The organism is Kribbella sp. CA-294648 (assembly GCF_050943845.1).
Classification (GTDB): domain Bacteria; phylum Actinomycetota; class Actinomycetes; order Propionibacteriales; family Kribbellaceae; genus Kribbella.
This window is the reverse complement of record NZ_CP191981.1, coordinates 3,360,442-3,386,231: the sequence shown is the minus strand read 5'-3', so window position 1 is coordinate 3,386,231 and position 25,790 is coordinate 3,360,442. Positions and strand designations below refer to the sequence as shown.

At 68.4% G+C, this 25,790-nt stretch carries 24 protein-coding genes; 12 read left to right on the top strand and 12 right to left on the bottom strand.

What is annotated here, in order from left to right; genetic code table 11:
- Window positions 1-178: 178 nt before the first annotated feature.
- Both ACQPYM_RS16215 and ACQPYM_RS16210 read left to right on the top strand, forming a co-directional pair.
- On the top strand, window positions 179-685 hold the full coding sequence (locus ACQPYM_RS16215) for a SigE family RNA polymerase sigma factor (protein ID WP_433021431.1): 507 nt from the start codon (window positions 179-181) through the stop codon (window positions 683-685).
- Window positions 686-696: 11 nt separating this feature from the next.
- Window positions 697-1,779 (top strand): hypothetical protein, encoded by a 1,083-nt coding sequence (locus ACQPYM_RS16210; protein WP_433021430.1) that lies wholly within the window; start codon window positions 697-699, stop codon window positions 1,777-1,779.
- Between the two features lie 47 nt (window positions 1,780-1,826).
- Here ACQPYM_RS16210 and ACQPYM_RS16205 read toward each other — a convergent pair whose 3' ends face one another.
- A complete protein-coding gene (locus ACQPYM_RS16205) occupies window positions 1,827-2,390 on the bottom strand; it encodes a dihydrofolate reductase family protein (RefSeq protein WP_433021428.1) in 564 nt (187 codons plus the stop codon).
- A 278-nt stretch (window positions 2,391-2,668) separates the two neighbouring features.
- On the opposite strand from ACQPYM_RS16205, the gene ACQPYM_RS16200 reads away from it, so the two are divergent.
- Window positions 2,669-3,037: a glycoside hydrolase family 9 protein gene (locus tag ACQPYM_RS16200; RefSeq protein ID WP_433021426.1), complete on the top strand. Its 369-nt coding sequence runs from the start codon at window positions 2,669-2,671 to the stop codon at window positions 3,035-3,037.
- Between the two features lie 76 nt (window positions 3,038-3,113).
- Here the strand turns inward: ACQPYM_RS16200 and ACQPYM_RS16195 are convergent, their stop codons facing one another.
- The 3 genes from ACQPYM_RS16195 to ACQPYM_RS16185 all read right to left on the bottom strand — a co-directional run bounded on the left by ACQPYM_RS16195 (window position 3,114) and on the right by ACQPYM_RS16185 (window position 4,640).
- On the bottom strand, window positions 3,114-3,515 hold the full coding sequence (locus ACQPYM_RS16195) for a PLD nuclease N-terminal domain-containing protein (RefSeq protein ID WP_433021424.1): 402 nt from the start codon (window positions 3,513-3,515) through the stop codon (window positions 3,114-3,116).
- An 86-nt stretch (window positions 3,516-3,601) separates the two neighbouring features.
- Window positions 3,602-4,498, bottom strand: coding sequence for a sulfite exporter TauE/SafE family protein (locus tag ACQPYM_RS16190; RefSeq protein ID WP_433021422.1), 897 nt, complete (start codon window positions 4,496-4,498; stop codon window positions 3,602-3,604).
- Window positions 4,499-4,553: 55 nt separating this feature from the next.
- Window positions 4,554-4,640 carry a putative leader peptide gene (locus ACQPYM_RS16185; protein ID WP_433023295.1) on the bottom strand — a complete coding sequence of 29 codons (87 nt, stop codon included), beginning with the start codon at window positions 4,638-4,640 and terminating at the stop codon, window positions 4,554-4,556.
- Window positions 4,641-4,825: 185 nt separating this feature from the next.
- On the opposite strand from ACQPYM_RS16185, the gene ACQPYM_RS16180 reads away from it, so the two are divergent.
- The 5 genes from ACQPYM_RS16180 to ACQPYM_RS16160 all read left to right on the top strand — a co-directional run bounded on the left by ACQPYM_RS16180 (window position 4,826) and on the right by ACQPYM_RS16160 (window position 11,550).
- The gene (locus ACQPYM_RS16180; protein WP_433021420.1) at window positions 4,826-6,082 is read left to right on the top strand and encodes an NAD(P)/FAD-dependent oxidoreductase; all 1,257 of its coding nucleotides are present in this window, start codon (window positions 4,826-4,828) and stop codon (window positions 6,080-6,082) included.
- 53 nt (window positions 6,083-6,135) lie between these two features.
- Window positions 6,136-6,795, top strand: a complete 660-nt coding sequence (locus ACQPYM_RS16175) for a DUF1365 domain-containing protein (RefSeq protein WP_433021418.1) — start codon at window positions 6,136-6,138, stop codon at window positions 6,793-6,795.
- Window positions 6,792-8,048 carry a class I SAM-dependent methyltransferase gene (locus tag ACQPYM_RS16170; protein ID WP_433021416.1) on the top strand — a complete coding sequence of 419 codons (1,257 nt, stop codon included), beginning with the start codon at window positions 6,792-6,794 and terminating at the stop codon, window positions 8,046-8,048. The genes ACQPYM_RS16175 and ACQPYM_RS16170 overlap by 4 nt, the downstream gene beginning before the upstream one ends.
- Window position 8,049: 1 nt before the next feature.
- Window positions 8,050-8,787 (top strand): SDR family NAD(P)-dependent oxidoreductase, encoded by a 738-nt coding sequence (locus ACQPYM_RS16165; RefSeq protein WP_433021414.1) that lies wholly within the window; start codon window positions 8,050-8,052, stop codon window positions 8,785-8,787.
- A gap of 90 nt (window positions 8,788-8,877) precedes the next feature.
- Window positions 8,878-11,550, top strand: coding sequence for a family 78 glycoside hydrolase catalytic domain (locus ACQPYM_RS16160; RefSeq protein ID WP_433021412.1), 2,673 nt, complete (start codon window positions 8,878-8,880; stop codon window positions 11,548-11,550).
- Here the strand turns inward: ACQPYM_RS16160 and trmB are convergent.
- Together trmB and ACQPYM_RS16150 are read right to left on the bottom strand one after the other, a co-directional pair.
- Window positions 11,531-12,169, bottom strand: a complete 639-nt coding sequence (gene trmB, locus ACQPYM_RS16155; protein WP_433021410.1) for a tRNA (guanosine(46)-N7)-methyltransferase TrmB — start codon at window positions 12,167-12,169, stop codon at window positions 11,531-11,533. The two genes, ACQPYM_RS16160 and trmB, sit on opposite strands and share 20 nt — an antisense overlap.
- A gap of 85 nt (window positions 12,170-12,254) precedes the next feature.
- A complete protein-coding gene (locus ACQPYM_RS16150) occupies window positions 12,255-15,221 on the bottom strand; it encodes a bifunctional [glutamine synthetase] adenylyltransferase/[glutamine synthetase]-adenylyl-L-tyrosine phosphorylase (protein WP_433023294.1) in 2,967 nt (988 codons plus the stop codon).
- Between the two features lie 404 nt (window positions 15,222-15,625).
- Between ACQPYM_RS16150 and ACQPYM_RS16145 the strand changes: the two genes are divergently transcribed.
- Complete coding sequence (locus ACQPYM_RS16145) at window positions 15,626-16,051, top strand: hypothetical protein (protein ID WP_433021408.1); 426 nt, start codon at window positions 15,626-15,628, stop codon at window positions 16,049-16,051.
- A gap of 16 nt (window positions 16,052-16,067) precedes the next feature.
- On the opposite strand, the gene ACQPYM_RS16140 is transcribed toward ACQPYM_RS16145, so the two are convergent.
- From ACQPYM_RS16140 to glnA, 3 genes are all read right to left on the bottom strand, one after another.
- Window positions 16,068-19,700 (bottom strand): PQQ-binding-like beta-propeller repeat protein, encoded by a 3,633-nt coding sequence (locus ACQPYM_RS16140; protein ID WP_433021406.1) that lies wholly within the window; start codon window positions 19,698-19,700, stop codon window positions 16,068-16,070.
- Window positions 19,697-20,779 (bottom strand): HupE/UreJ family protein, encoded by a 1,083-nt coding sequence (locus ACQPYM_RS16135; protein WP_433021404.1) that lies wholly within the window; start codon window positions 20,777-20,779, stop codon window positions 19,697-19,699. Before ACQPYM_RS16135 ends, ACQPYM_RS16140 begins: the two co-directional genes overlap by 4 nt.
- Before the next feature lie 79 nt (window positions 20,780-20,858).
- Complete coding sequence (gene glnA / locus ACQPYM_RS16130; RefSeq protein WP_433021402.1) at window positions 20,859-22,199, bottom strand: type I glutamate--ammonia ligase; 1,341 nt, start codon at window positions 22,197-22,199, stop codon at window positions 20,859-20,861.
- 135 nt (window positions 22,200-22,334) lie between these two features.
- Here glnA and ACQPYM_RS16125 point away from each other — a divergent pair, with 135 nt between their 5' ends.
- A complete protein-coding gene (locus ACQPYM_RS16125; protein ID WP_433021400.1) occupies window positions 22,335-22,730 on the top strand; it encodes a thiol-disulfide oxidoreductase DCC family protein in 396 nt (131 codons plus the stop codon).
- 10 nt (window positions 22,731-22,740) lie between these two features.
- The gene (locus ACQPYM_RS16120) at window positions 22,741-23,145 is read left to right on the top strand and encodes a hypothetical protein (protein ID WP_433021398.1); all 405 of its coding nucleotides are present in this window, start codon (window positions 22,741-22,743) and stop codon (window positions 23,143-23,145) included.
- Here ACQPYM_RS16120 and ACQPYM_RS16115 read toward each other — a convergent pair.
- The 3 genes from ACQPYM_RS16115 to ACQPYM_RS16105 are packed head-to-tail and all read right to left on the bottom strand — an operon-like array spanning window position 23,071 to window position 25,136.
- Window positions 23,071-24,048 carry a hypothetical protein gene (locus ACQPYM_RS16115; RefSeq protein ID WP_433021396.1) on the bottom strand — a complete coding sequence of 326 codons (978 nt, stop codon included), beginning with the start codon at window positions 24,046-24,048 and terminating at the stop codon, window positions 23,071-23,073. The two genes, ACQPYM_RS16120 and ACQPYM_RS16115, sit on opposite strands and share 75 nt — an antisense overlap.
- On the bottom strand, window positions 24,045-24,530 hold the full coding sequence (locus tag ACQPYM_RS16110; protein WP_433021394.1) for a hypothetical protein: 486 nt from the start codon (window positions 24,528-24,530) through the stop codon (window positions 24,045-24,047). Before ACQPYM_RS16110 ends, ACQPYM_RS16115 begins: the two co-directional genes overlap by 4 nt.
- Window positions 24,531-24,548: 18 nt before the next feature.
- Window positions 24,549-25,136, bottom strand: coding sequence for an ArsR/SmtB family transcription factor (locus tag ACQPYM_RS16105; RefSeq protein ID WP_433021392.1), 588 nt, complete (start codon window positions 25,134-25,136; stop codon window positions 24,549-24,551).
- Between the two features lie 69 nt (window positions 25,137-25,205).
- Between ACQPYM_RS16105 and ACQPYM_RS16100 the strand changes: the two genes are divergently transcribed.
- Window positions 25,206-25,790 carry a dienelactone hydrolase family protein gene (locus ACQPYM_RS16100; protein WP_433021390.1) on the top strand — a complete coding sequence of 195 codons (585 nt, stop codon included), beginning with the start codon at window positions 25,206-25,208 and terminating at the stop codon, window positions 25,788-25,790.

The window sequence follows — 25,790 nt, the reverse complement described above, 5'->3', positions numbered from 1 at the left end:
CGAATTATCGATGGCCCCGCCCAACGGGATGGCAGACAATCACGGAGTGGCACAGCTGATGCTGAACGGCCGCCTCGAACAGCGCTACAAGCTCGTCTCGCCAGAATTCCGTCCAGGGGGTGCAGCGTAAAGCAGTGAGCCTTCCGTCTTGAGGGGGACAAGGAGAGTGGAGGCGCTGATGGCGGAGCGAGACAAGGCGTTCGTCGAGTTCGTCGAGGCGGCGACACCGTCGCTGCGGCGGACGGCGTACCTGATCGGCGGTGACCGGCACAAGGCGGACGACGTCGTCCAGGAGACGCTCTACAAGGTCTACCTCGCCTGGCCGAAGGTGCAACGGGCCGGCAACCCGTTCGCCTACGCCCGCAGGATGCTGGTCAACGTCGCGTACGACGGTGGCCGGCGACCCTGGCGCCGGGAGGTCACCATCGCCGAGGTCCCGGAGCACGACGCCCACGGCGGCGACTTCGCGACCGGCCACGCTGAGCGGGACGAAGTGCTCGAAGCGCTGCGAGCACTGGGACCACGGCAGCGAGCCTGCATCGTCCTCCGGTACTACGAGGACCTCTCGGTCGAACAGACCGCGGAGATCCTCGGCTGCTCGGAGAGCACGGTGAGAAGTCAGGCCTCCCGCGGCCTCGATGCTCTCCGCAAGGCCATCGACCGGCGACGGAGTCCGGCGCTGTGAAGGAGAACGACATGGAAGACACCCGCGAGGTCAGCGCCGAACTACGCCGCCTGGCCGACGCCGAACCGCTGGATCGGTTCGACACCGCAACGGTCCTCACCCGAGGCCGCCGCGGCCTCCGCCGTCGCCGCATCCTGGGCGCGGGCGGCGCCGTCGCCGGCGTCGCGGCGGCAGCCCTCGCCGTCACCTTCATCCCCAACGTCACTGCCACCAGCGACCAACCCGGCGTGGCGAACACCGAAACCGAGAACTCCCAGTTCAGCCCGGTTCCCGGCGTCCCCCGCGGCGAGGACGGCGCCGGTCAGCGAATCTCCCGCGAGGAGGCCGAACGCCGCTGCCAGTTGCGGTTGGGCGGTCCGAAGTACCCGCTCGAGGGAGACGGCTTCCGGTCCGTGAGCAGTCGGGCCTTCGACGTGCGGAAGGATCCCAAGAGCGGGGGCCGCGGCGGTTGCGTGATCCCCGGCGGGGACAAACCGTCGGCCGCGCTGATCGCTGCCGCGAAGGCGGATCCGGACCCGAAGACCGCGGCCGGCCAGCTGCGCAACTGCTCGGTGAAGGCGTGGGTCGACATGACCAAGTGGGAGATCAAGGTCTCCGATCGGCTGGACCAGCGGGCCGAGGGAAGGTTCCCCGCCTTCGAAGCTGCACTGCTGATCGCGACCTCGCCGTCGGGCAAGACAGCGATCATCTGCCAGCCGCGGGTGACCGATTCCCTGGGTCGAGGCGGCGGCCTAGGCTGGGGCATCACCGCCGTCCGCCTCGACAACCTCGGCCCGGACGACCCGCGGGTCCCCTGGCCGGACGGGACCGCGGCCAAGCAGATCGGCGCCATGATTCTCGGAAGTTCGGACTGCGACGACACCGGCAAGATCTGCGCCCGATCGCTGCCGATGGGTTGGGGACGGGCACCGGCGGACACCGCCAAGGTCGTCGTCCAGGTCGGCTCCGGCCCGAAGTACGAGGCGCCGTTCAAGGACGGCTGGTTCGTCTTCACCGCGCTCGACAAAACCTCACATGCCAGCGCCGACAGGATGACGGTCAGGGCGTACGACAAGGACGGAAAGTTGCTCGACAAGCTCTACCCCGAGAAGTGATCGCGACGCCGGCCCGGGACCACCCCGGGCCGGCGTTCTGTCGCGCGCTAGAGGGCATAGCGGAGCAGGGCTACGCCGTTGTCGAAGGCGGTTGCCTCTAGCAACTGCATGGACCGGCGGTCCTCGAAGAGGTGGGTTCCCTGGCCGCGGGACGCCGGGCAGACCAGCAGCCGGACCTCGTCGACGACGCCGGCCTCGACCAGGGAGCGCAGCAGGGTCAGGCTCCCCCACAGCCAGATGTCCTTGCCGTCCTGCTCCTTGAGTTCGCGGATGGTCGCGGCCGGGTCCTTCGTCACGGTCGCGGCGGAGAAGTCACCCCACGGCGCATCCTCCAGTGTCGAGGAGGCGACGAACTTGGTGAGGCTGTTGAGCTTCTTGCCGTACCGGCCCTGGTCTTCGGCGTACGGCCAGTAGCCCTTGGTCTGGTGGTACGTGTTGGCGCCGAGAATCATCGTGTCGACCGAGTCGATGAACCCCATCAGGTTGTTCTGGAACGGGTTGCCGGTGACCGTGTCGTCGAACGGCTCCCCCGCGACGAAGCTGAGGCCACCGTCCTCCTCCGCGGCGATGTTGTCGACGGTGACCCACTGCTGAACGACGAGCTTACGCATGATTGAACTTCCATTCCGTGTCGATGAGCGGCCACCTGGCTGCCCTACATTCCTGAGACGAAGCCGTCGCGCCGCTCTCTACATCCTTTGACGATGTCCGGATGAATTGGCCGATGTGGTCGTTGAGCACCAGTTGCTGACCGCAGCCCGCCGTGCTCACGTCGCGGCACACCAGAATCCCGAGCTGTTCGCACCTGACGACCACGCCCAGTTCGGCGGCGGGCCGTGCTCAACTCGATCTGGCTCTGCTTGGCCGATCTCTGCCCGGTCACGACCAGGTGGCGGGCAACGTCGTCGAGGCGGCGGCCGGGCTGCTCGACCTGCAGGCTCGACAGCCGTGGGGAAAGCGCTCGGTCAGAGCTACGTCACCGGCTACGGAATCGACGACACCCGCCACCAACGGACACGCCAGTTCGGCCACGACCTCGACCCGGCCGTTCCCCCCGCCATCGCCGGGCGCACTCGCAGGCGGCGCCAACTCGCAACCAAGCCCCGACTTCCCGTACGACGCCCGCCTGGTCGGCCAACCACCCCAGTGCTGCTACCTCGACGAGCCGACGTCCGAGGTCACCAACGACATCTGCATCCGATGGAACGCGCCGCTCGTCTACCTCGCGACCTACCTCGATCGCCAGCAGCCCACCTGAACGCCCCCGCATGGCGAGAAACTGTGCCAGACCTACACAGTTCGGTCGACCATTTCGAGCTCAGCCGAAAATGACGTCAGGGCTTGTCGTCCGGTTCGGTGTCGGCAACCTCGGGTTCGTCTTCGCCCTTGGCCGCGTCCGCCGGCTTCTCCGGCTCGGGCTCCGGCTCGGGCGGCTTCACGGTGGTTCTGGGGTCGCGGTAGCGGTCCAGGGTCGCCAGGAAGTCCGGGTCGTCGTCGGGGGCTACCGGGCGGCCTGTCGGTTTGGTTTTGGGGACGGCGGCTCGCTCGCGGCGTACGGCATGGCTGCGCGACATCAGCAGCCAGACGATCGGGCCGACGAAGGGCACGAAGACGATCAGGACGATCCAGACCAGTTTGGGCAGGTAAGGGACGTCGTCGTCGCGTGTCTGGATGCAGGAGAAGAGCGCATACACGCTCAGCACCAGGCTGATCAGGAACGGCAGAAATCGGACCACACTCCAACAGTACGGGGCCGGGCGGCAACGGTCGGCCCAATCGGGCTGAGACCGCGCCGCCAGGCGGAGACGTCATGGTCCCGTAATCAGACGCCGGCCGTCTCGAGCTCCTGCTCCGGCTCGGTGGTGGCGCGGCGCCCGGCGACCCGGATGCCGTAGGTGACCACGGCCGCCCAGAGCACCACCAAGATGCCGTACACCAGGAATCGCGGCCCTTCGGCGACTCCGAGCCCCTTGAGCAAGGTGCGGGCGTTCGTCAGGATCAGTACCAGGCCTACGCCGACCCCGAGCCAGCGAGTGGCCAGCCGGGAGACGAGCCAGGCGGCCAGCGGCGCCGCGAGGACGCCGCCGATCAGCAGCGCGGCGACGATGCCGACCGGGATGTTCGAGGAGCCGAGGCCGAAGAGGAAGCCGATACTCGCCGCGACCGACACGATGAACTCGGCCGCGCTGACCGAGCCGACCGTACGGCGCGGTGCCAGCTTGCCGCTGCTGAGCAGCGTCGAGGTCGCGACCGGACCCCAGCCGCCACCGCCGGTGGCGTCGATGAAGCCGGCCACCAGGCCGAGCGGCCCGAGGAACCGGCCGCCGACCTTGCCCTCGATCACGGCCCGGACCTTGCCGGTCGCGAACCGGGCCAGGATGTAGACGCCGAGCAGGAGCAGCAGCGCCGCTACCCACAAAGATGCCGATTCGGTGGACAGATTCGACAGGAAGGTCGCGCCCGCGAAGGCTCCAATTCCGCCGGGGACGCCGATCAGGGCGACCACCCGCCAGTCGACATTCCCGAACCGCCAGTGCGACAGGCCGGAAGCGAGCGTGGTACCCACCTCGGCCAGATGCACGGAGGCGGAAGCGACGGCCGGTGAGATGCCGGTGATCAGCAAAGCGGTGGTGGCGGTGACGCCATAGGCCATGCCAAGGGTGCCGTCGACCAGCTGGGCGATCGAGCCGAGCAGGGCGATGAGGATGAGACGACGCACGGAACTGCTCCTTCGGGCGGAGGAGAACGGGAGGGATGAAGAAGTGCGCCGAAGGTCAACAGCAGGCGGAGTTCACGCGCAGCAGGTCGACGTGCCGCCGACGCGTGAGCGCGTCGCCGGGTGCGTTCCGGGTGACCTGCATGGCCTCTATGAAACCTGACAATGTCGAGCAAGATGCTGGTATTTCGCGATGTGAGACAGAAACTCACAACCTGAGACGCTTGAAACGACCGATCCGGAAGCCGAACGGCGCCGAAGACTTCCCGAGCTGCGACGAACAGGGTCAGCAAACTTGTTCGAAACTTATGCAACGGGAAGGCTTTCACCATGACCGGCGACCGTCCGACCGCCGCGGTCCTGGGCTCCGGAGTCTCCGGCCTCACCGCGGCGTACCTGCTGAGCCGCACCCACCGGGTGACCGTCTTCGAGGCCGACGACCGGCCCGGCGGCCACGCGCACACCCACGATGTGACCGATTCGGCCGGCCACGCGCTGCGGATCGACAGCGGCTTCATCGTCCACAACGAGCGCACCTATCCGAGTCTCCTCCGCCTCTTCGCCGAGCTGGGCATCCGCACCCAGCCGACCGAGATGAGCATGAGCGTGCACTGCGACGGCTGCGGTCTCGAGTACGCCGGTGGGCGCGGCGCCGCGGGTGTACTCAGCCAACCGCGGCGAGCCGGCGACCCCAGGTTCCTCCGGATGCTCACCGAGGTCCCCCGCTTCCACCGCGAAGCCCGAAAGGTGCTCGCCACCGGCGACGACCTGACCTGGTCAGACTTCCTCCGCACGCGCGGCTTCTCGCGGTACTTCGTCAGGCACTTCGCTCTGCCGCTGGTGGCGTGCGTCTGGTCAGCCGGCTCCGCTGACGCCGGGCTCTACCCGGCGCAGTACCTGTTCCGCTTCCTGGAGCACCACGGCATGCTGACGGTGAGCGGCTCCCCGCAGTGGCGGACCGTCAGCGGCGGTTCGCGTGCGTACGTCGATGCAGTGGTTGCCCGGATCGCCGAAGTACGTACCTCGACGCCAGTGCGCGCAGTACTGCGGCACGACGACGCCGTCGAGGTGATCACCGACCGGACCGAGGAGTTCGACCAGGTCGTCGTCGCCACTCATGCCGACACCGCCCTCGACCTCCTCGCCGACGCGACGCCCGACGAGAAGACGCTGCTCGCCACGTTTCGCTACTCGACCAACCCGACCTGGCTGCACACGGACACCACGGTCCTGCCGTCGGCGAAGCGTGCCCAGTCGTCCTGGAACTACCGCATGGCCAGTTGCGACACCGACCAGTCGCAGGTCCTCGTCAGCTACTGGATGAACCGCCTGCAAGACCTGCAGAGCCCTGACGAGCACCTGGTCACCCTGAACCCGCACGGCTGGGTAGACCCCACCACTGCCATCGCGCAGATGACCTACGCGCACCCGATCTTCACCCCGGAGTCAGTAGCCGCAGCACCCGTACTACGAACCGCCGGCGGCCCACGTCTCGCGTTCGCCGGCGCACACCTCGGCTGGGGCTTTCACGAAGACGGCTGCCGGTCAGGAGTCGAGGCAGCCGAGAGGCTCGGCGCAACGTGGTAACCCTCCCCCAGCTGCCAGCCGTAGTGGTCGGCCACGTCAGTCACTCCCGGCGGATGCCACTGCGCCACCGCTTCCGCTACCGCACGTACCAGTGGCTGGTAGACGTCGACCACCTCCCCCGACGCCGCTTCTCTGCTGCCGACCACCTAGGGCCGGGCCCTTCGTTGCGGGCCAACGTGGCTGCCTTCACCGAGGCGCAAGGCGTCCCCCTGCAACCGGACGACCGAGTAGTGATGCTCGCCAACGCCAGGAGCCCGCTCGGGTTCGTGTTCGACCCGCTGAGCGTCTTCTGGTGCCTGACGTCCGGCGCCGAGCTGCGCTGCGTAGTACTGGAGATCCACAACACGTACGGCGAGCGGCACGCGCAGCTGGCGAGACCTGATGCCAACGGACGCTTCACGCTGGGCAAGGAGTTCTACGTCTCGCCGTTCTTCACCGTCGACGGCCGGTACTCCGTGACGTTGCGGCTGGACGCCGAGCGGGTCTCCGTGGCGATCGACCTGGTCCAGCGCGAGCACCGGGTGTTCTCGGCAGCCTTCATCGGGCAGGCACGGCCGGCGAAACGGCTGGCCGTCCTCAAGGCGGCGTTGCTCACACCCTTCGTGACCTATCAGGTCTGGGCGCTGATCCGAATGCATGGTGTCTGGCTCTGGCTGCGCCATCTCCCGGTGGTCCGGCGAGAGCCCCACATCCCACCGGAGGGAGTCCGATGAGTTCCCTGCCCCTTGTCGATGCAGACCGATGGCCAGGCGTCGCCCGTACGCCGTACAGCCCGGTGCGGGCCGCCGCCGCCCGGCTGATCCTGCGCAGAGCGGTCCGCGACCTTCCCGTCGTCGTCCTGCTGCCCGATCGCAGCCGGCTCGGCGCGGGTGGTGCGGCCGCACCTGTGCTGGACATCGTTTCGGAGAGGTTCTTCCACCGGATCGGCGCGGATCTCAAGATCGGTTTCGGCGAGGCGTACCTGGCCGGCGACTGGCGAGCCGGTGATGGCACCGACCTGGCCGATCTGCTCACCGTCTTCGCCCCACGGCTGGGTGACCTCGTCCCGCCGGCGCTGCAGCGGTTCCGCAAGCTGGTCGAGCAGCGGATGCCTCGCGAGGAGGCCAACGACCGCTCGGGTGCGCGCGCGAACATCGCCCGGCACTACGACCTGTCCAATGAACTCTTCGCGCTGTTCCTGGACGAGACGATGACGTACTCGTCCGCCTGGTTCGACGGGCAACTCGCGGGTTCCGGACAGCTTGCCGGTTTCGGGCAGCTCGCCGCGGCACAGCGTCGCAAGATCGACGGTGTCCTCGACTACGCGGGCGTCCAACCCGGCACCCGCCTGCTGGAGATCGGTACCGGCTGGGGACAGCTCGCGATCCAGGCCGCCGAACGCGGCGCGATCGTCACGTCGGTGACGCTCTCGGCCGAGCAACGCGACCTGGCCCGCAAGCGGATCGCCGAAGCCGGCGTCGACGTAGAGGTCGAGCTCCGCGACTACCGCGATGTGCGAGGCCAGTACGACGCAGTCGTCAGCGTGGAGATGATCGAAGCCGTCGGAGCGCAGTACTGGCCGGCCTACTTCGCGACGATCGACCGGCTGCTGGCGCCGGGCGGGCGGTTCGCGCTGCAGTCGATCACCATGCCGCACGACCGGCTCCTCGCCACCCAGCATGCGCAGGGCTGGATCCACCAGTACATCTTCCCGGGCGGCCTGATCCCGTCGCTGACCGCGATCGAGCAGATCGCCGGCACGGCGGGCGGGCTCAGGATCGAGCAGCGTCGCGATCTCGGGCCGTCCTACGCGCACACGCTGCGGCTGTGGCGGGAGCGCTTCACCTCGCGGGCCGGAGAGGTCGCGAACCTCGGTTTCGACGCCGTCTTCCGGCGGATGTGGGAGTTCTATCTCGCGTACTCCGAGGCCGGCTTCCGCGCCGGGTACCTGGGCGTCTCCCAACTCGCCTTGGTGCGGAAGCACTGACATGGAACTCGCAGGCCGCCGGATCTGGGTCGTTGGCGCATCATCGGGCATCGGCGCGGCGCTCGCGAAGGAACTGTGCCGCCGGGGCGCACACGTCGCGATCTCCGCTCGGCGCGCCGACGCACTGAAGGAGGTCGCGGGCGACTGGATGACGGCGGTGCCGTGTGACATCACGGACGCCAAGCAGGTTCGCCAAGCGGCCGGGGTGGTCGCGGCCGAGTTGGGCGGGATCGACATCGCCGTCCTGAGTGCGGGCTACTGGCAACAGATGGGCGTCGAGTTCGACGTCGAGTCGTTCAACCGGCATCTCCAGGTCAACCTCACCGGGATGGCCAACTGCCTAGGCGAGCTGATCCCCCGGATGAAGGCGCAGCGAGCCGGGATGATCGTCGGCATCTCCTCGGTCGCCGGGTACCGCGGGCTGCCCGGCTCCGAGGCGTACGGCGCGACGAAGGCCGCTCAGATCAACCTGCTCGAAGCCCTGCGGGTCCGGCTGCGCCCGGACGGCATCGACGTCCTGACCGTCTGTCCTGGATTCGTCGAGACCGAGATGACCGAGCAGAACACGTTCCCGATGCCGTTCATCGTCTCGGCCGAGCAGGCCGGCCGGGCGATCGCGGACGGGATCGAGCAGCGGTCCGCCCGGATCGCCTTCCCGTGGCAGATGTCACTCCTGATGCGCGCCGCACGCCTCGTTCCCGACCGGCTTTGGGCGGTTGCTCTCACGCCTCGGTCGTGAGCTGTCCAGATCAGGACATGGGGATTGCCGGGTGGTCGCACAGGTGCATACGGTCCTTCGGGACTGTCGCCTTGGTGAGGAGCTTGCCTGATGTCTGTTGCCTCGGACAGCTGGACCCCTGGTGGACCATTGACCGCGGACAAGCTCACCACCGAGTACGCCGATCGCCCGCTCGGCACGGACGCGACCAGGCCACGACTCGGCTGGATCGCCACCGCACCGGGGTACGGCGCGACGCAATCGGCGTACCAGGTGCTGGTGGCGTCATCGCCTGAGTTGCTGACGCCGGAAGCGGCCGATGTGTGGGACTCGGGTCAGGTTGCCTCCGCTCGGAGCTTCGGCATCGAGTACGACGGTCCGGCCCTCTCGCCGCGGACTCGGTACCACTGGGCCGTCCGGTTGTGGGACGGCCTCGACCAGGTGGGCCGATGGAGTGCGCCGAGCTGGTTCGAGACCGGGCTGCTCGGCGACGGGTTCGGTTCGGCGCAGTGGATCGGCGCGCGGGAAGAAGTACGGGATGAGGATGTTCCGGCTCCGCTGCTGCGGCGGGCTTTTGCGTTAGGTGCGCCGGTGGAACGGGCGCGGTTGTATGCGAGCGGGTTGGCGTATCAGGAGCTGCGGATCAACGGTCAGCGCGTCGGCGACTCGGTGCTCGACCCGGGCTTCACCGACTATGAGGAAACCGTGCTGTCGGTCGCGTACGACGTCACCGGGCTGCTGCGGTCCGGGGACAACGTGCTCGGGGCGGAGCTCGGTCGTGGGTTCTTCGGGCTGTCGACTTCGAATACCTGGCGCTGGCACCAGACACCGTGGAACGCCGAGCCGCGGCTGCTCGCCCGGCTCGTGATCGAGCACAGCGACGGCACCGTGACCGAGATCGTCACCGACGACGCGTGGCGGGTGACCGACGGGCCGACTCGCTCCGACTCGCTGTTCTGCGGCGAGACCTACGATGCGCGGCTGCACCCCGACGGGTGGGACGAGGCCGGCTTCGACGACTCGGGCTGGAGCGCGGCGCTCGTCGTACCGGCTCCGCGGGGTGAGGTCCGGGCGCAGGAACACGAACCGATCCGAGTGATCGAGGACGTCGCTCCGGTGTCGTTCACCCAGCCGAAGCCGGGCGTGTGGGTCGCCGACTTCGGCCGGACCACGGCCGGCTGGACCAAGCTCCGGGTGAGCGCCCCGGCCGGTACGACGATCAGCCTGACCCACGGCGAGTGGTTACTTGCCGATGGCACCGTTTTCGCGCAGAACAAGCACGTGCACAAGGATCGCTTCCAGCGCGACGAATACATTGCCTCGGGCAACGGCATCGAGGAGTGGGAGCCGCGCTTCTCCTACAAGGGATTCCGCTACGTGCAGCTCGAAGGTTTCCCGGGTGAGCCGACGACGGGCTCGGTGACGATGCGGGTGGTGCACTCCGACGTCGCGATGATCAGCCGGTTCAGCGCGAGTCAGCCGCTGTACGAGCAGATCGACCAGGCGATGCGGCGGACCGTGCTGAACAACCTGCACGGCATCCCGACCGACACCCCGAAGCTGGAGAAGAACGGCTGGACCGGTGACGCGCAGGTCGGCGCACCGACGATGGCCGGCACCCTCGGCATGGCCCGCTTCTTCACCAAGTGGCTCGGCGATCTGCGCGACAGCCAGGACGCCGACGGCCGGTTGCCGGTGATCGTGCCGACCGGCGACTGGGGCTACACCGAGCTCGCGCCCGCCACCGAATGGTCGACCGTCTACCCGTTCATCCTCCGCGAGATGCACCGCTGGTACGGCGACGAGCGACTGCTGGCCGACCACTGGGACGCCGTACGACGCTACGTCCTCTACGAACTCGACCGGGTCGAGGACGGGTTGTCCCTGAGCGTCCTCGGCGACTGGATCCCACCGGGCTACCCCGAGGGCCCGCCTCCTGAGGACCGCCGCCTGACCGGTACTGCGTACCTGTATCGCGCGCTCCTCGCAGTGGCCGAGATCGGCGAGATCCTCGGCCACCCGGTGGAGGTCAGTCTGCTCCGCAAGTCTGCCGCCGAACTCGCGGACGGGCTGAACCGCGCCTTCCTGGACCGGGAGGCCGGCCTCTACCGGTCGGAGTCGGATCCGGAGTACCGGCAGACGTCGAACGCAGTACCGCTCGCCTTCGGGATGGTGCCCGAGGATCTTGTCCCCGCGGTGGTGGCGAACCTGGTGGCTGACATCGAGGCTCGTGGTTTCCATCTCAACACCGGGTGTCTCGGGGTCGGTGTGCTGCTACCGGTGCTGACCGCGCACGGTCATGCTGATGTGGCCGCGAAGGTGGCGTTGCAGCGGACTTATCCCAGCTGGGGTTACTGGTTCGACAACGGTGCCGACACGATGTGGGAGATGTGGGAGACGGACACTCGGTCGCGCAACCACTACTTCCAGGGGACTGTCGCGCAGTGGTTGCTGGAGAACGTGGCCGGGCTTCGCAACCTTGCGAACGGGTGGGAGCGGATCTTGGTCCGGCCCGATGCGCGATCGCAGGTTGACTCGGCGTCGCTGCGGACTGACACAGTGCGCGGCCGGGTCTCCGTGTCGTGGCGACGGGTCGGGCGGGTGTTCCAGCTCGAAGTACAGGTGCCGGTGGGTGCGACTGCCGAAGTACACGTGCCTGCTGAGCAGGTGTGCGATGTGACCGCGGTACCGGCGCCTTATGCGGGCGAGCCGGTGCACCGCGACGGCTACTGCGTCTTCACCGTGCCGTCAGGTCACTGGAACTTCACGTCGCGGACTTCGTGAACATGAGGTCGTGACACACCCGACCCTCGGCGTGCGCGCGTGACTCGAACTTGGTGATCGGTCGCCAGTCGGGTCGCGGCGCCCATCCGTCGTACTCGTTGGTCAGCAGCGGTTCGGCTTCGCAGATAGCGAGCATGGAGTCGGCGTAGTCCTGCCAATCCGTTGCCAGATGCAACCTTCCGCCGAGAGTCAGGCGTGAGGCAAGCAGTTTGACGAACGGCGCGGTGATCAGCCGCCGCTTGTGATGCCGCTTCTTCTGCCAGGGATCCGGGAAGTAGACCCGTACGCCGGCCAGTGTGTCGGGCAGCACGTGATCCCTCAGGAAGTCCAGCGCGTCACCGTGCAGCAGCCTGACGTTGTCCAGCTCGTACTTCTCCACCCACAACATCAGCTGCCCGAGACCAGCCGGATACACCTCAGCCGCCAAATGATTAGCCTCAGGCGCCTGCCGGGCCAGCTGCGCGGTCCCTTCCCCCATCCCCGACCCGATCTCCAACACAACCGGCGCCACCCGCCCGAACCACGCATCCAGATCAACAGTCCCGACTGGCAGATCTTCAAGCTTGCGGCCCAGGTCAGCCCAGTTGGTCTCCCAAACCCGCTGCTGCCCCACCGTCATCCGAACACTCCGCCGAACATGACTGAAAACCCCAGCCTGCCGAACCTGATCCACCATCTCCACCCCCCAATCCTAGGGTTCTGCTTCAGTCGCCCCAGAACAGGTGGTCTACTACGTTGCGGGCTTGGCGGGTTCGGCGGAGGTAGTCGTCGGAGAAGCGGCTGGTTTCGCCGGCGTTGTAGCCGCAGATCTGGGCTACTGCGGCCAGGTCTCGGGGGTCGCGTGGGAGGGAGTCGCCGGGGCGGGCGCGGGTGAGCATGATGGCGTTGCGGATGCGGGTGGCCATTTCCCAGGCGCGGCTCAGGACGTCGGCGTCGGGGGCTTCGACCAGGCCGACGTCGACTGCTGCACGGAGGGCGCCAAGGGTGCGGGTGGTTCGGAGGCCCTCGATGCGGTGGGCATAGCGCATCTGCAGCAACTGGACTGTCCACTCGATGTCCGCGAGCCCGCCGCGGCCCAGCTTGGTGTGGGTCGCCGGGTCCGCTCCGCGCGGGAGACGTTCCGCGTCCACGCGGGCTTTGATGCGGCGGATCTCCATCACGTCGCGGTCCTGGATCCCGCCCGCCGGGTAGCGCAGCGGGTCGATCAGTTCGCGAAACGCCTTGCACAGTTCGGCATCGCCACAGAGCGGGTCGGCTCGTAACAACGCCTGCGCCTCCCACACGGCCGACCAGCGGGCGTAGTACGAGGCATAGGAGGCAAGTGTCCGCACCAGCGGTCCCTGCCGGCCCTCCGGTCGCAAGTCGGCATCGATCGCCACGGCGGGGTCCGCGCCGGGCAGGGCCAGCAACCGCCGCAGCTCCGTCGCGACCTGCGTGGCGAAGTCCGTCGCCGCCTTTTCGGAAGCCCCAGGCACCGGGTCGTGCACGAACATCACGTCCGCATCGCTGCCATAGCTCAGCTCATGCCCGCCGAACCGCCCCATCGCGACGATCGCCATCCGCGTCGGCTCGGGCTGACCCTTCGCCACAGTCCGCCGGGCGACCTCGAGCGCGGCCGTCAGCGTCGCCACCGAGACCGTCGTGAGCGCCTCCCCCACCGCCTCGACCTCGAGCAGCCCGGACAGATCGGCCGCCGCGATCCGGAACAACTCCCGCCGCCGCGCTCCACGAATCGCGGCAACCGCGGCCACCGGCTCGTCCTGCCGACGACCGGCCGCCGACATCTCGGTCAGCAGCGACTCGAGAGCGCGCGGCGACAGCTCCCGCTCATCCGCAAGCATCGCCGTCGCCTCGGGAGCACGCTGCAACAGGTCGACGGCGTACCGGCCGCTGGCCAGCAAGTGCGCGAGCCGCTCGGCCGACGCGCCCTCGTCGCGCAACTGCCGCAGGTACCACGGTGTCGAGCCGAGCGAGTCCGAGATGGTGCGGAAGGCAAGCAACCCCGCATCGGGATCCGGCGACTCGGCGAACCAGCCGAGCATCGCCGGCAGCAACGCCCGCTGGATCGACGACCGCCGCGAAACCCCCTCCGACAACGCCTCGATGTGCCGCAGCGCCGACGACGGATCGGCGTACCCGAGTGCCGTCAGCCGCTGCTTGGCAGCCTCCGGCGTCAGCCGTACTTCGATGCCCGGGATCCGCGCGACCGCGGCCAGCAGCGGCCGGTAGAAGAGCTTCTCGTGCAACCGCCGGACTTCGAGCCCGTGTTTCTTCCACGCCGTGGTCAGCTCGTCGATCGGGTTCTTCGTGAACCCCAGCGAGCGCCCGAGCCGGCGCAGATCGTCGTCGTCGTCCGGCACCTGATGCGTACGCCGCAGCCGGTACAACTGGATCCGATGCTCCATCGACCGCAGGAACCGATAAGCATCAGCCAGTACTGCGCCGTCGGTCCGCCCCACATACCCGGAGCTGGTCAACTGCTCCAGCGCGATCAGCGTGGTCCCACTCCGCACCGACTCGTCACTACGCCCATGCACCAACTGCAGCAGCTGTACTGCGAACTCGACGTCGCGCAATCCGCCCGGACCGAGCTTGAGCTGGCGATCCGCATCCGCGGCCGGGATGTGGTCGACGACCCGCCGGCGCATCGCCTGGACATCCCCGACGAATCCTTCCCGGTCAGCGGCCGACCACACCAGCTCGCCGGTCTTCTCGGCGTACAGCCGGCCGAGCTCGGCGTCCCCGGCGATCGGTCGCGCCTTGAGCAGGGCCTGGAACTCCCAGGTTTTCGCCCAGCGCTGGTAGTACGCGAGGTGGCTGTCGAGCGTTCGTACCAGCGGTCCTGACTTGCCCTCCGGACGCAACGCGGCGTCGACCGGCCACAGCGTCCCTTCGGCGGTGTGCGCCGAGCAGGTCCGCATCGTCGCCACCGCCAGTTGCGTCGCGGTCTTCAGCGCGGGCGCCTCCGGCTCGCCCTCCAGCGGCTCGGCGACGAACAGGACGTCGACATCGCTGACATAGTTCAGCTCCCGCCCGCCGCACTTGCCCATAGCAACAATCGCGAGCCGGCAGTCCGCCGCCTCCGGATGCAGCTGGAAATACTCGTTCCGCGCGATCTGCAATGCGGTCTCCAGTGCACCACCGGCCAGGTCAGCCAGTACTGCGGCGGTCTCGTCGACCGGCAACCCTTCGGCCAGATCGCGGGCCGCGAGCCGCAGCAACAGCCGCCGGTACTCCACCCGGAGCGCGTCAACCGGTTGCGGCGCATCGACGGCGGTGGCGAGGCAGGCGGCGACATCGTCCGGCGTCGGGCGGGAGGCTGCCAGCGCGGGGTCGGCCAAGTCGTACCAATGCCGCGGATGCACGCTCAGGTGCCGCCCGAGCGCTTCGCTGGCGCCGAGCACGTAGACGAGGCGGCGGCGGAAGTCGGCATCCACGTCGAGGGTGCGCGCGAAGGCCCCGAGGTCGAACCCGCCGGCGTGCAGCGACTCCGCGATCCCGAGCAGACCGGTCAGCGCGAGATCGGGATCAGCGGACTCCGACAGCGACGCGATCAGCTGGTCGCCGGCCATCGGGCTGTGCTCCCCCGGGGCGCTCAGTGCGTCGAGCGCATCCAGTTGATCGAGCATCCGCCCAGCCCGCGCGGAATCCGCAAACCCAGCCCGCGCCAACCTCCCGGCCCCAGAAACCCTCCGCACCTCCGCCACAGCCACCACCCTAATGCGCCCCTCCGGCAAGGGGTTGCCGGAGAGGGAGTCCCGCGAAGACCCGCCGGCTCCCCCGCCCTCTGAGGGGTTGACCCCGCAATGGCAGGGTTGCCCGGCGAGATTCCGGTGGGGCAACCCACCCTCTGAGGGGTTGACCCCTCAGAGGGTTGTCGACCGGGCGAGGGGCGGGTGCGCGGGCAGATCTCGGGGAGCGCGCGGGCCGATTGCGGGGGGATTGCGGTCAACACACGGAGTTGCCTGGCATATTCGGGCTGTAGTCGGCATGATGACTCGTTATGGTCATGATGACGGGGTCGCTCGCTGTTCGGGGCACGGTGGTCTGGTTGACGCCCCAGCAGGGTGGGCGAGTGTCCGGGCCGCCCGAGCCGGACTACGACTACGACTACACAGCAACCGCCTACCTCCCACCGAGGACGGCCGAAGACGGGCAGGCGGGGCTCTCGCTGCGCCGGTTCGCGCCGGGTGCCTGGCGCACCCCCGCGGAAGGAATCCTGGTACCGGGCAAGGGCAACCGCGCTCAGCAGGTCGTGCCGGGCAACCTCGTGGTGATCACCGAGGGCGTCCGCCCGGTCGGCCTGCTCACTGTGGAAGAGGTCCACGCCCTCGCCCCCGACGGCACGGCCGTCCCCGAGCGCACCCCGGAGATCGACATCACCGGCCTCACAGCCCTCCGTCCACCAGCAGGCGGCCCACCAGCGAACGCCGACGCGCCGTACCGGCACTCCACCGCTTCCTCGCGGTGGGGCACTCAGGAACGCGCCGGCGCCAGCTGATTCCGGCGCCGGCTGATTACTGAGCAGCCAGCTGGTTCAGTACCGCGAACTTGTCCGTGGCGCCGCTGTTGGAGGCAACCACGATCTTGCGGGTGATGGTGTGGCTGTCACCCGCGGGGAGGTCGAGCTTGAACTTGCTCATCGTGAAGTTGCTCTGCGAGTACCCCGTGAAGGCGCCGCTGTCAGCGCTGTAGATCAGGCCGTAGGTCTGGTTGTCCGGTCCTGTGCCCGCCTGACCGATCCACCGCTTCGCGTCCGGAACCTGGCTGAACGGACCACCGCTGGTGACGACCGGGAAGCCCGAGACCGCGGAGCGCGACCCCGCACCGTCGTGGTCGAGCGCGTCGCCGGCCCACACCGGGAGAGCAGCACCCGAGTCGTTCGTGAACGTCGTGGCGGCGGTGATGAACTGGTCGTCCGGCCTGGCGGTGTAGGTCGTCACGATCCTCAGGCCAGGGTGCTCGGCGGAGGTCCCCGCCACGCGGACGACGGCCTTCGAACCGGTGTTCTCGACGACCTGTACGTCGTTCGACCGCGTCTGGAGCTGCGCCCATGCGTTGCCACCGAGCGGCTCGGCGGTGCTCACATAGGGCAGGTTGATCCAGTCCAACTGGTCCGGCTGACCAGTGATCGCCAGGTCCAGCACCTTGCCGGTGGTCGACTGGTTCAGTTGCGGGTCGTTGTAGACCTTCGCGACCGCCATCGCCAGCCGCTTGTTCTCGATCACGATGTCACCCGGTCCGCCTTCGACCAGCCCACTCGGCAGCCGCTTGCCGATGCTCGCGTCGACGGTCACCGGCGAGATCTCGAGGTTCACCTCGGTCGCTCCCCCGGCGCCGACCTCGAGCTCGCGGGCGGCGGTTCCGAAGCCGAGCTGGGCAACCTGGACGGTGTACTTGCCCGGTCCTTGTTTCAGCGGCAGCTTGTAGTTGCCTTCGGCATCAGTTGTGGTGGAGCCGAGAGCGGCGCCACCCTGCACGACGCTGACCGTGGTACCGGCTGCCGGGGCGCCGCTGACCTTGTTGGTCACCTTGCCGGTCACGACCGGCCACCGGGTCGCCGCGGTACCGCCCGGGGTGAACGCGTACAGGTTGCCGTCGAGCGCCCCCACGACGACGGTGTTCCCGCTGACCGCCGGACCGGCCGCCACCCAGGTGCCGATGTTCTGCTGCCACAACGGCTGGCCGGTACCGGCGTCGAGTGCGTAGAACCCACCACTGTTCGCACCCACGAACAGCGTGTTCCCGGACAACGCCGGCGAGGTGAACGAGCCACCCCGGTACTGCGAGCCGGGCAGCAAGTGGTCCCAGATGACCGCGCCGGTCGTGGCATTCAGGGCGGTCACCGCACCACTCGGGAAGGACATGTAGACGGTGTTGCCCTTGATCGTCGCCGCTGACGGGGTTGCACCGCCGTTGACCAGAGACGGATGTGAACTGCGGTAGCTCCACAAGACCGCGCCGGTCGCCCCATCGCGAGCGACGATGCCGTTGTTCGAACCGATGTACACCTTGCCGTTGCCCGCCGACGGAACGCCGTCCTGCCAGCCGCCTAGGGTGTCGGTGCCGGTCCACAGTTTCTTGCCGGTCGCCAGGTCGTACGCGATCACGATGCTGCCGTCGTGGTTCCCGACGTACACGCGGCCGTCGGCGACCGCCGGTGTCCCGTCGCTCATCGTGCTGCCCGCCATCGGCGAGGCCCAGATCCGCTCACCCGTCGTCGCGTCGAGGGCGAGCAGGAGGCCGGCCGCCGCCTCGCCGAAGCGGGTCTGGTACGGGTAGAGAACCTTGCCATCGGCGACCGTCACGCCGTAGTACCCATAGGTGCGCTGATTGCTGCCCGCCGGCGCCGGCCCGGGGTCGTTCCGCCACTTCAGCGTGCCGGTCCGGGCGTCGACCGCGAACAGTGAACCGCGCAGCGTCGGCACATAGACCAGACCCTCGGCGACCGCGATGCTGCCGTGCACCGAGGACGGCACCGGGTACGTCCACAGCACCTGCCCGGTGGCCTGCGACACGGCGTGTACGGCGCTGTTGCCGGAGCCGTTCTCGTCCCGCGTACCGGCGTACACGACGCCGTCGACGATCGCGGGTGAGCCGGTCAGGAAGGTGCCCTTGGTCCGGTACGACCAGGCCAGCCGCTGACCGGCCTCGATCGCATCGCCGGCGACACCGGTGTGCGCGGCGTCGCCGTGGTGCTGCGTCCAGTCGGCGCCGGCGACAGGCACGATCGCCTGGTCCGCGGTGAAGGTGAAGTTCGAGGTAGCGGTCCACCGAGCACCGTCCTCGTCCTCGACCTCCACCTCGACCGAGTGCGGCCCGATCGGCTTCTTCAGGCCGGCGGGCAGCGCGGCGTACCAGGTGAACTCACCGGTCGATCGCAGGTCCACCCAGCGGCCGCGGTCGATCCGGTACCGCGCGCTCACCGGCGCGTCCGAGGTGTCGTAGGCGTTCACCTGGATGCCGGGGAACTTGTCCAGCGGTACCGCGGTTCCCGGCGCCGGGCTGACGATGGTGAGGTCCTTCTCGGCGCCGTAGAGCCGGAACGGGTTGTCGAAGGTCTTGTTGTCCATGCTGACGAACCGGAACCCGCGCGGCGAGTTGTCGATCGTGTACGAGCTCGACACCGTCTGGACGTGCTTCGCGGTTCCGGCGAAGTCGCTCTTCGGCTCGACGTCGTTCGAGTGCTCATGGCCGACCAGCATCAGCTCGGCGCCGTACTGCTCCAGCACCTTGCCGTACTCGTCGTACACCGACGGCGACCCGAACGGCACGTTCATCGGCTGATGGGCGAGCACCACCAGATGCTTGCCCCGGCCGACGTTCCGGGCCAGGTCGGCCTTGACCCATTCGAGCTGCTCGGCGAACGGCGCGGCACCGTTGTTCTCCAGCACCAGGAAGTGCCGGTCGCTGTAGTCGAAGGAGTACCACTCCGGGCCGACGTGCTTGCGGTAGTTGTCGATCCGGGCCGCGTACGTCGCGCCGGCGGCGTACTCGTGGTTGCCGACGGCCGGCCAGACCGGGACCTTCGAGTGGGCCGTGCTCGCCTTGTAGTACTCGAACTCCGCATCGGTCGCGTTGTTCGTGAGGTCGCCGCTGACCTGGATGAACGCGAGGTCCTGGCGGGTCGTGTTGATCTCGGTGATCTGCTCGGACAACTGAGCGTTCACGTGCGGGTCGGCGACGTTGCCGAAGGTGAATCCGCCACTCCGCGAGGCCTTGTCCTTGCGCAGGCCGAAGTTGACCTCGTGCGCCGTTCCGGCGGCCAGCGTGCCCAGGTTCCGGTAGAACTTCGGCTGCATGGTCTCGTCGGTGCCGACCGAGTAGCCGGCCGGCTGGGTGACGAAGACCAGATCGGTACCGCGCCGCTCGATGTCGGAGGAGAAGGAGTAGCGCCCGGCCGCGTCGGTGAGAACGGTCTGCTGACCGTCCGACACGCTGACACCGGCCAGTCCCTTCTCGCGGTCGTCGATCCGGCCGTCGTTGTCCTCGTCGTCGAAGACGGTGCCGGAGATGGTGGCGCTGGGCCCAACGACTGCGTCCGCGAGTGCGCCGGTGAGCGGCACTGCGATGACGAGCGCGGTGAGGCCGGCGGTGGCGGCGTACAGGAGCTTGTGCCACCTGCTGACCCGAGGCTTGTGGGGAGTCATGAGAGGAAGAACCTTTCTACGAACCAGAAGAGGCCGAAGACGGCGACGACCCCGGTCGCCGTGCGTTGCGCGGACAGCGCGAAGCGGGTCTTCCGGACCAGCAGGAGCAGGGGGAAGACGGCGGCCAGCAGGATCGCCTGGCCCGCCTCGATACCGACGTTGAAGCTGAGGAGCGAGAGCAGCAGCTCCCGGCCGGCCTCATCGGTGATCCGCAGCGACCCGGCGAAGCCCAGGCCGTGCAGAAGACCGAAACCGAAGACCACCGGCAGCCGGTGGGGGACGGAGCCGCCGAGCAGGTTCTCGACCGCGACGAAGGCGATCGAGAGCGCGATCAGGGGCTCGACGACGATCGCGGGCACGCTGCTCCCGCCGAGCAGGGTGGAGAGCAGCGTGACGCTGTGCGCCACGGTGAACATCGAGGTGACCTGGAGCAGGCTCTTGAGACTCTGCGCGCCGATGGTCAGCGCCACCACGAACAGCACGTGGTCGAGGCCGAGCAGGATGTGCTTCACGCCCAGCCGGCCGTACTGCAGGCTCGACGTCAGCAGCGAGTTGTCGCCGACGGTGAAGTCGGAATGGCTGCGGTCGAACACGGTCCGGCCGGAGTGGTCGCCGAAGCGGTACTCGACCTGGTTGGTGTGGTCGTCGGCGACGGCGTCGGAGTCCTGGAACACCTGGTAGCGCAGGTGGAACGAGCCGGTCGATCCCGGGCAGGAGAAGGTCAGCGCGAGCTCGGCGTACGGCGTCCCGGCGCGCTTGGCGATCGAAGTACCGGTGAGTTCCGGTTCACAGGCGGCGCCGTCGAGCGAGACGACCAGGCGCTCGTCGAGGTACTCCATGAGTCGCGGCCGGGCCGCCGCCAGGGCCTGTTCGCGCTGAGCGTCATCGTCGGCCGGTACGCCGAGGTCGACCGCCCGGGCCAGTACGGCGTACTCGAGGCTGAGCCGATAGTCGACCCGGTCGCCCTCCTGGGTGACGGTCGAGTACCCGGTCGAGGCGATCACGTGCGCGTCGGCCGTACCCGCCCCGAATCCGAGCAGGCAGCACAGCAGTCCGCCGAACACCAGCCATCGCCGCATGAAACGACATCTCACGCGACCCGGACGGCCAGTAGGTGACCAGTCAGGAAACTATTTGCCGCTCAAGGGCGGCAAATAGTCAGAGCACCGGTAGCAGCTTGTTGAGTTCGAACGGGGTGACCTGTTTGCGGTAGTCCTGCCATTCGGCTCGCTTGTTGCGGAGGAAGAAGTCGAACACGTGCTCGCCGAGCGTCTCGGCGACGAGTTCGCTGTCTTCCATCGCCTGGATCGCCTCGGCGAGGCTACTCGGCAGCGGCTTGATGCCGAGGGCCTTGCGCTCGCGCGGCGTCAGCGACCAGACGTCGTCCTCGGCCTCGCGCGGCAGCTCGTACCCCTCCTCGATGCCCTTCAGCCCGGCCGCCAGCATCAGCGCGAACGCGAGGTACGGGTTGGCCGCCGAGTCCAGCGAGCGGAACTCGACCCGCGACGACTGCCCCTTGTGCGGCTTGTACATCGGCACCCGGACCAGCGCGGAGCGGTTGTTGTGCCCCCAGGAGATGAACGACGGGGCCTCGTCACCGACGGCGAGCCGCTTGTACGAGTTGACCCACTGGTTCGTCACCGCGGTGATCTCGGCCGCGTGGTGCAGCAGACCGGCGATGAAGGCCCGCCCGGTCTTCGACAGCTGGTACTGCGCGCCGCCCTCGAAGAACGCGTTCCGGTCACCCTCGAACAGCGACATGTGGGTGTGCATGCCCGAGCCGGGCTGGTCGCTCAGCGGCTTCGGCATGAAGGACGCGTAGATGCCCTGCGACAGCGCCACCTCCTTCACCACCACCCGGAACGTCATGATGTTGTCGGCGGTGCTCAGCGCGTCGGCGTACCGCAGGTCGATCTCCTGCTGGCCCGGGCCGCCCTCGTGGTGGCTGAATTCGACCGAGATGCCCATCGACTCCAGCATCGTGATCGCCTCGCGGCGGAAGTCGTTGCCGATCCCCTGCGGGGTGTGGTCGAAGTACCCGGACGAGTCGACCGGTTCGGGGTACGTCCCCGGCGCGCCGGACAGCGACTTGAACAGGTAGAACTCGATCTCGGGGTGGGTGTAGAAGGTGAAACCGAGGTCGGCCGCCTTCGACAGGGTCCGCTTCAGCACGTGCCGCGGGTCGGCGAAGGACGCCGAGCCGTCGGGCATGTTGATGTCGCAGAACATCCGCGCGGTGCCCATCGTCTCGCCCCGCCAGGGCAGGATCTGGAACGTCGAGGGGTCCGGCTTGGCCAGCATGTCCGCCTCGGTCACCCGGGCGAAGCCCTCGATCGCGGACCCGTCGAACCCGATCCCCTCGGCGAACGCGCCCTCCAGCTCGGCCGGCGCCACCGCCACCGACTTGAGGAACCCGAGCACATCGGTGAACCAGAGCCGCACGAACCGTACGTCGCGCTCCTCGAGCGCGCGCAGCACGAACTCCTGCTGCTTGTCCATCGGCGAGTCCACCTCTCGTGATCCAAAAATCGCTCAAAACCCACGGCCTCACACAGTGTGCCCCGGACGTGTTAAGCAGACGTTACGTGTTGAAGGAGACATCGCTCGCATCCGGCCCCGCAGTACGGTGGTGGCGTGCCGAACAGCAGCCGATCCGGGCCGATTCTGATCTTCGACGGCGACTGCGCCTTCTGTACGACGAGCGCCCGCTGGCTGCAACGCCGGCTGGGTGGCGCGGTGCCGGTCGAGCCGTGGCAGTTCACCGACCTGGCGGCGCACGGGACGACGGCCGAGCGGGCGCAGTACGAGGTGCTCTGGGTGGACGAGGCCGGGCAGGTTCACGGGGGCGCGCAGGCTTTCGCGCGCTGGCTGATCCACAGCGGGGGCTGGTGGCGGCCGGTCGGCCGGATGTTCACGTTCCCACCGATCCGGTGGGTCGCGGCCGGGGTCTACCGGCTGATTGCCAACAACCGCGACAAGATGCCGGGCGGCACGGCGGCGTGTGCCCTGCCCCCCGAGAAAATGCCCTAGTCTCCTCCCCGTGCGGACGATTTTTCACGTGGCCCTGGTCATTGCCGCGATCCTCTGCGCGTCGGACCTGCTGCTCAGCACCGCCCGGTTCATCCGGTCCATCCAGCGCAAGCGCCCGGTCGAACGTGACGTGCTGGGCCGCCGCTGGCTGCCGATCCCGGAGCTGGGCTACGGCATGTTCGCGTTCTGCTGTCCCGGCCTGGTCACGCTCGGTCTGACGAATTCCGACGCGGAACTGCCGACCAAGCAGATCCTGCTCGCCGCGCTCGTCTTCGGGTACGCCGGTGCGGTGCTGTCCCGCGTCGTCCGTACGCCGGGCCCGGGTGGCCGCCGCTTCCGGCTACGCGCCGGCCTGCTCCTGGGCCTGCCGGCCATCTTCGGTCTGGTCTTCGGCCTGTCCGGCGTCGCGGTCTGAGCCACCCTCTGAGCCAACCCTTCGGCGCTGGAACCACGGCACGATCCGCTCCAGCGGCGCGAAGGCGAGCCAGCAGACCACGGTCGGCAGGAAGTGGATCAGCAGGATCGCCGTGTTCGCGACGTGGAAGCCGATGAAGAACAGCGCCCCGAGTAGTTGCCATCGGCCCTTGAGCCAGAGGATGACCGGCGAGCAGAACTCGCCGATGATCCCGACCCACTGCATCACGTGCAGCATCCACGGGTACTGCAGCAGCCACTCCCCGACGGGATGCGGCCGGCGCACGATGGCCCAGGTGAGGATCGCGCTGCTCGGCCAGCCGAGCGTCCAGCCCGCGCCGCGCAACTTGGCGACCGCGGACAGGAAGTAGGTCGCGATCACCGAGATCTGCACACATCGGACCGCCCAGCCCGCCGCCTCCGACGTGGTCTGATCCGCGTACGGCGAGACGTCCCGCTTCCACGTCCAGCCGGTACTGCGCGGCGCCACCGTCGGCAGCACCCAGAGCGCGACGACCAGCGCGAGATGGTCGTGATCGACCTTGCCGTCACTCATCCCGATCAGCACCCACCAGGTGAACGCCGGAGCAACGATCCAGCCGGCCAGCCGGGGCATCCGGTTGGCCGCGCCGATGAGGCAGAACACGATCAGGACGACGTACAGGGTGGTTGTGTTGGCGACCGACGGCTTCGGCAGGTCGAAGAGGCGGGCCAGGAAGAGCGGCTGGTAGAGGCCGGGGCTCTCACCCTTGAGACGGGTGTCGCGGACGAACGCGTGCATGTCGAGGATGACGAACAGGTAGAGGACCGTCCGCAACCACGCGATCCGGGCCAGCGCGATCTTCGGGGTGAACCAGTTCGCGACCCGCTGGCCACGAGTGACCTCCGGCGCGGCCGTGCTCATCGGCGGACCTGCCAGGTCGCGAGAACCTCGGGGACCGGGTCACCCTCGACGCGGCCGTCGACCAGGGTGGTGGTGTCGCGGATCAGTTCGAGCTTCACGTACTTCGGCTCGTCCGGATGTTTGCGCGCCCAGCCGTCGGCGACCGCCTGCAGCAGGGACGGGTCCTTCACGATCTCGCCGGTCCGCGCCTCGATCTCGGCCCGGGCCACGCCGGCCCCCTCGATGTTGAGCGGCACGTCGACCGTCGTACCGGCGTCGGTCTGCGCGCTGATCCGGGTGTAGGTGATCGACGCGTCGTCGGCGATCATCCCGGCGTACTGCGACATCGGGCCGAACGGCCAGGCGTCGTCGGTGGCGCGCACCGATCCGTTGATCAGCAGGCCGATCCCGATCACTGCCACCAGGACCCGGACGGCCTTGCCCACTCGGCCCAGCCGGACGTCCCCAGCCCGCTCCTGCTCCTTCGTCACCACGCCCGCCATTACACACCAAGCACGTTGTCAGCCCTCTTCATCGGCCCGCGGCGGGAGGGTCGGGTAGTCGGTCGTCGGATAGAGACCGACCGTGAACCCGTACGTCGTATCGCCCGCGCGCGGCAGCCGGTCGAACTCGTGGATGACCTGCTCGACCTTCGCCCAGAACTCCTTCGCGCGTTCCTCCGGGATCCGCGCGTGCCGGATGAACGACCGCAACTGGCCTGCATCGTAGGCGGCGACGGACTCCTTCGCCGCCACCTCGAAGTCGTTGAAGTCCTGCGGCAGGTCACCGCCGTCCGCGCTGCCGCGCCCGAGCCCGACGTAGAACATCCGGGCCGCGCGGCCGTAGTACCGCTCGTCGATGGCCCGGACGCGGCGGGTCCGGACCACCCGCAGCAGGCCCGCGTCGGCGAGCACGTTGACGTGGTGCGCGACCGTGCTCTTCGGGCGCTTCACCGCGGCCGCCAGCTCCGTCACGGTCGCGGCCCGCTCGTGCAGCATCTGCAGAATCGTCGTCCGCAGCGGATCGCTGATCGCCCGGACCTGTTCGGCGGTGGTGAGCTCGATGGTGTCTTCGAGCTCGTAGTCCGGGACCTGGGGGTTGTTCGCCATGGTCTGATCAGACTAACATCGCAGATCGTTCGAGATATTTGGATCATTCACCGTTTGAAGGAGCCGGCGATGGCCGAGGTTGTGTTGTTCCACCACTCACAGGGACTCACCGAGGGGGTGCGCGCCTTCGCCGATGCACTGCGGGCGGTCGGCCACGTCGTCCATCTCCCGGACCTGTTCGAGGGCAAGACGTTCGGCACCATCGACGACGGGATGGCCTATGTGCGGGAGGTCGGCTTCGGGGCGATGGCCGAGCGCGGCATTGCTGCTGCCGCCGACCTTGGTGACGGCGACGGCCTGGTCTACGCGGGCCTTTCCCTCGGAGTGGTGCCGGCCCAGCAACTCGCCCAGACCCGCGCCGGAGCTCGGGGCGCGCTGCTGGTGCACGCCTGCCTGCCGTTCACGGAGTACGGCGAAGCCTGGCCGGCGGGCGTTCCCGTCCAGGTGCACGCGATGGACGAGGACCCGTTCTTCACCGAGGAAGGCGGTGACCTCGACGCGGCGAAGGCTCTGGTCGAGAGCACCTCCGAGGCCGAACTCTTCCTCTACCCGGGCAAGGAGCACCTGTTCAGCGATTCCTCGCTTCCGGCGTACGACGAGGCCGCGACCAACCTGCTCACGAGCCGCGTGATCGAGTTCCTGAAGGGCTTGTAG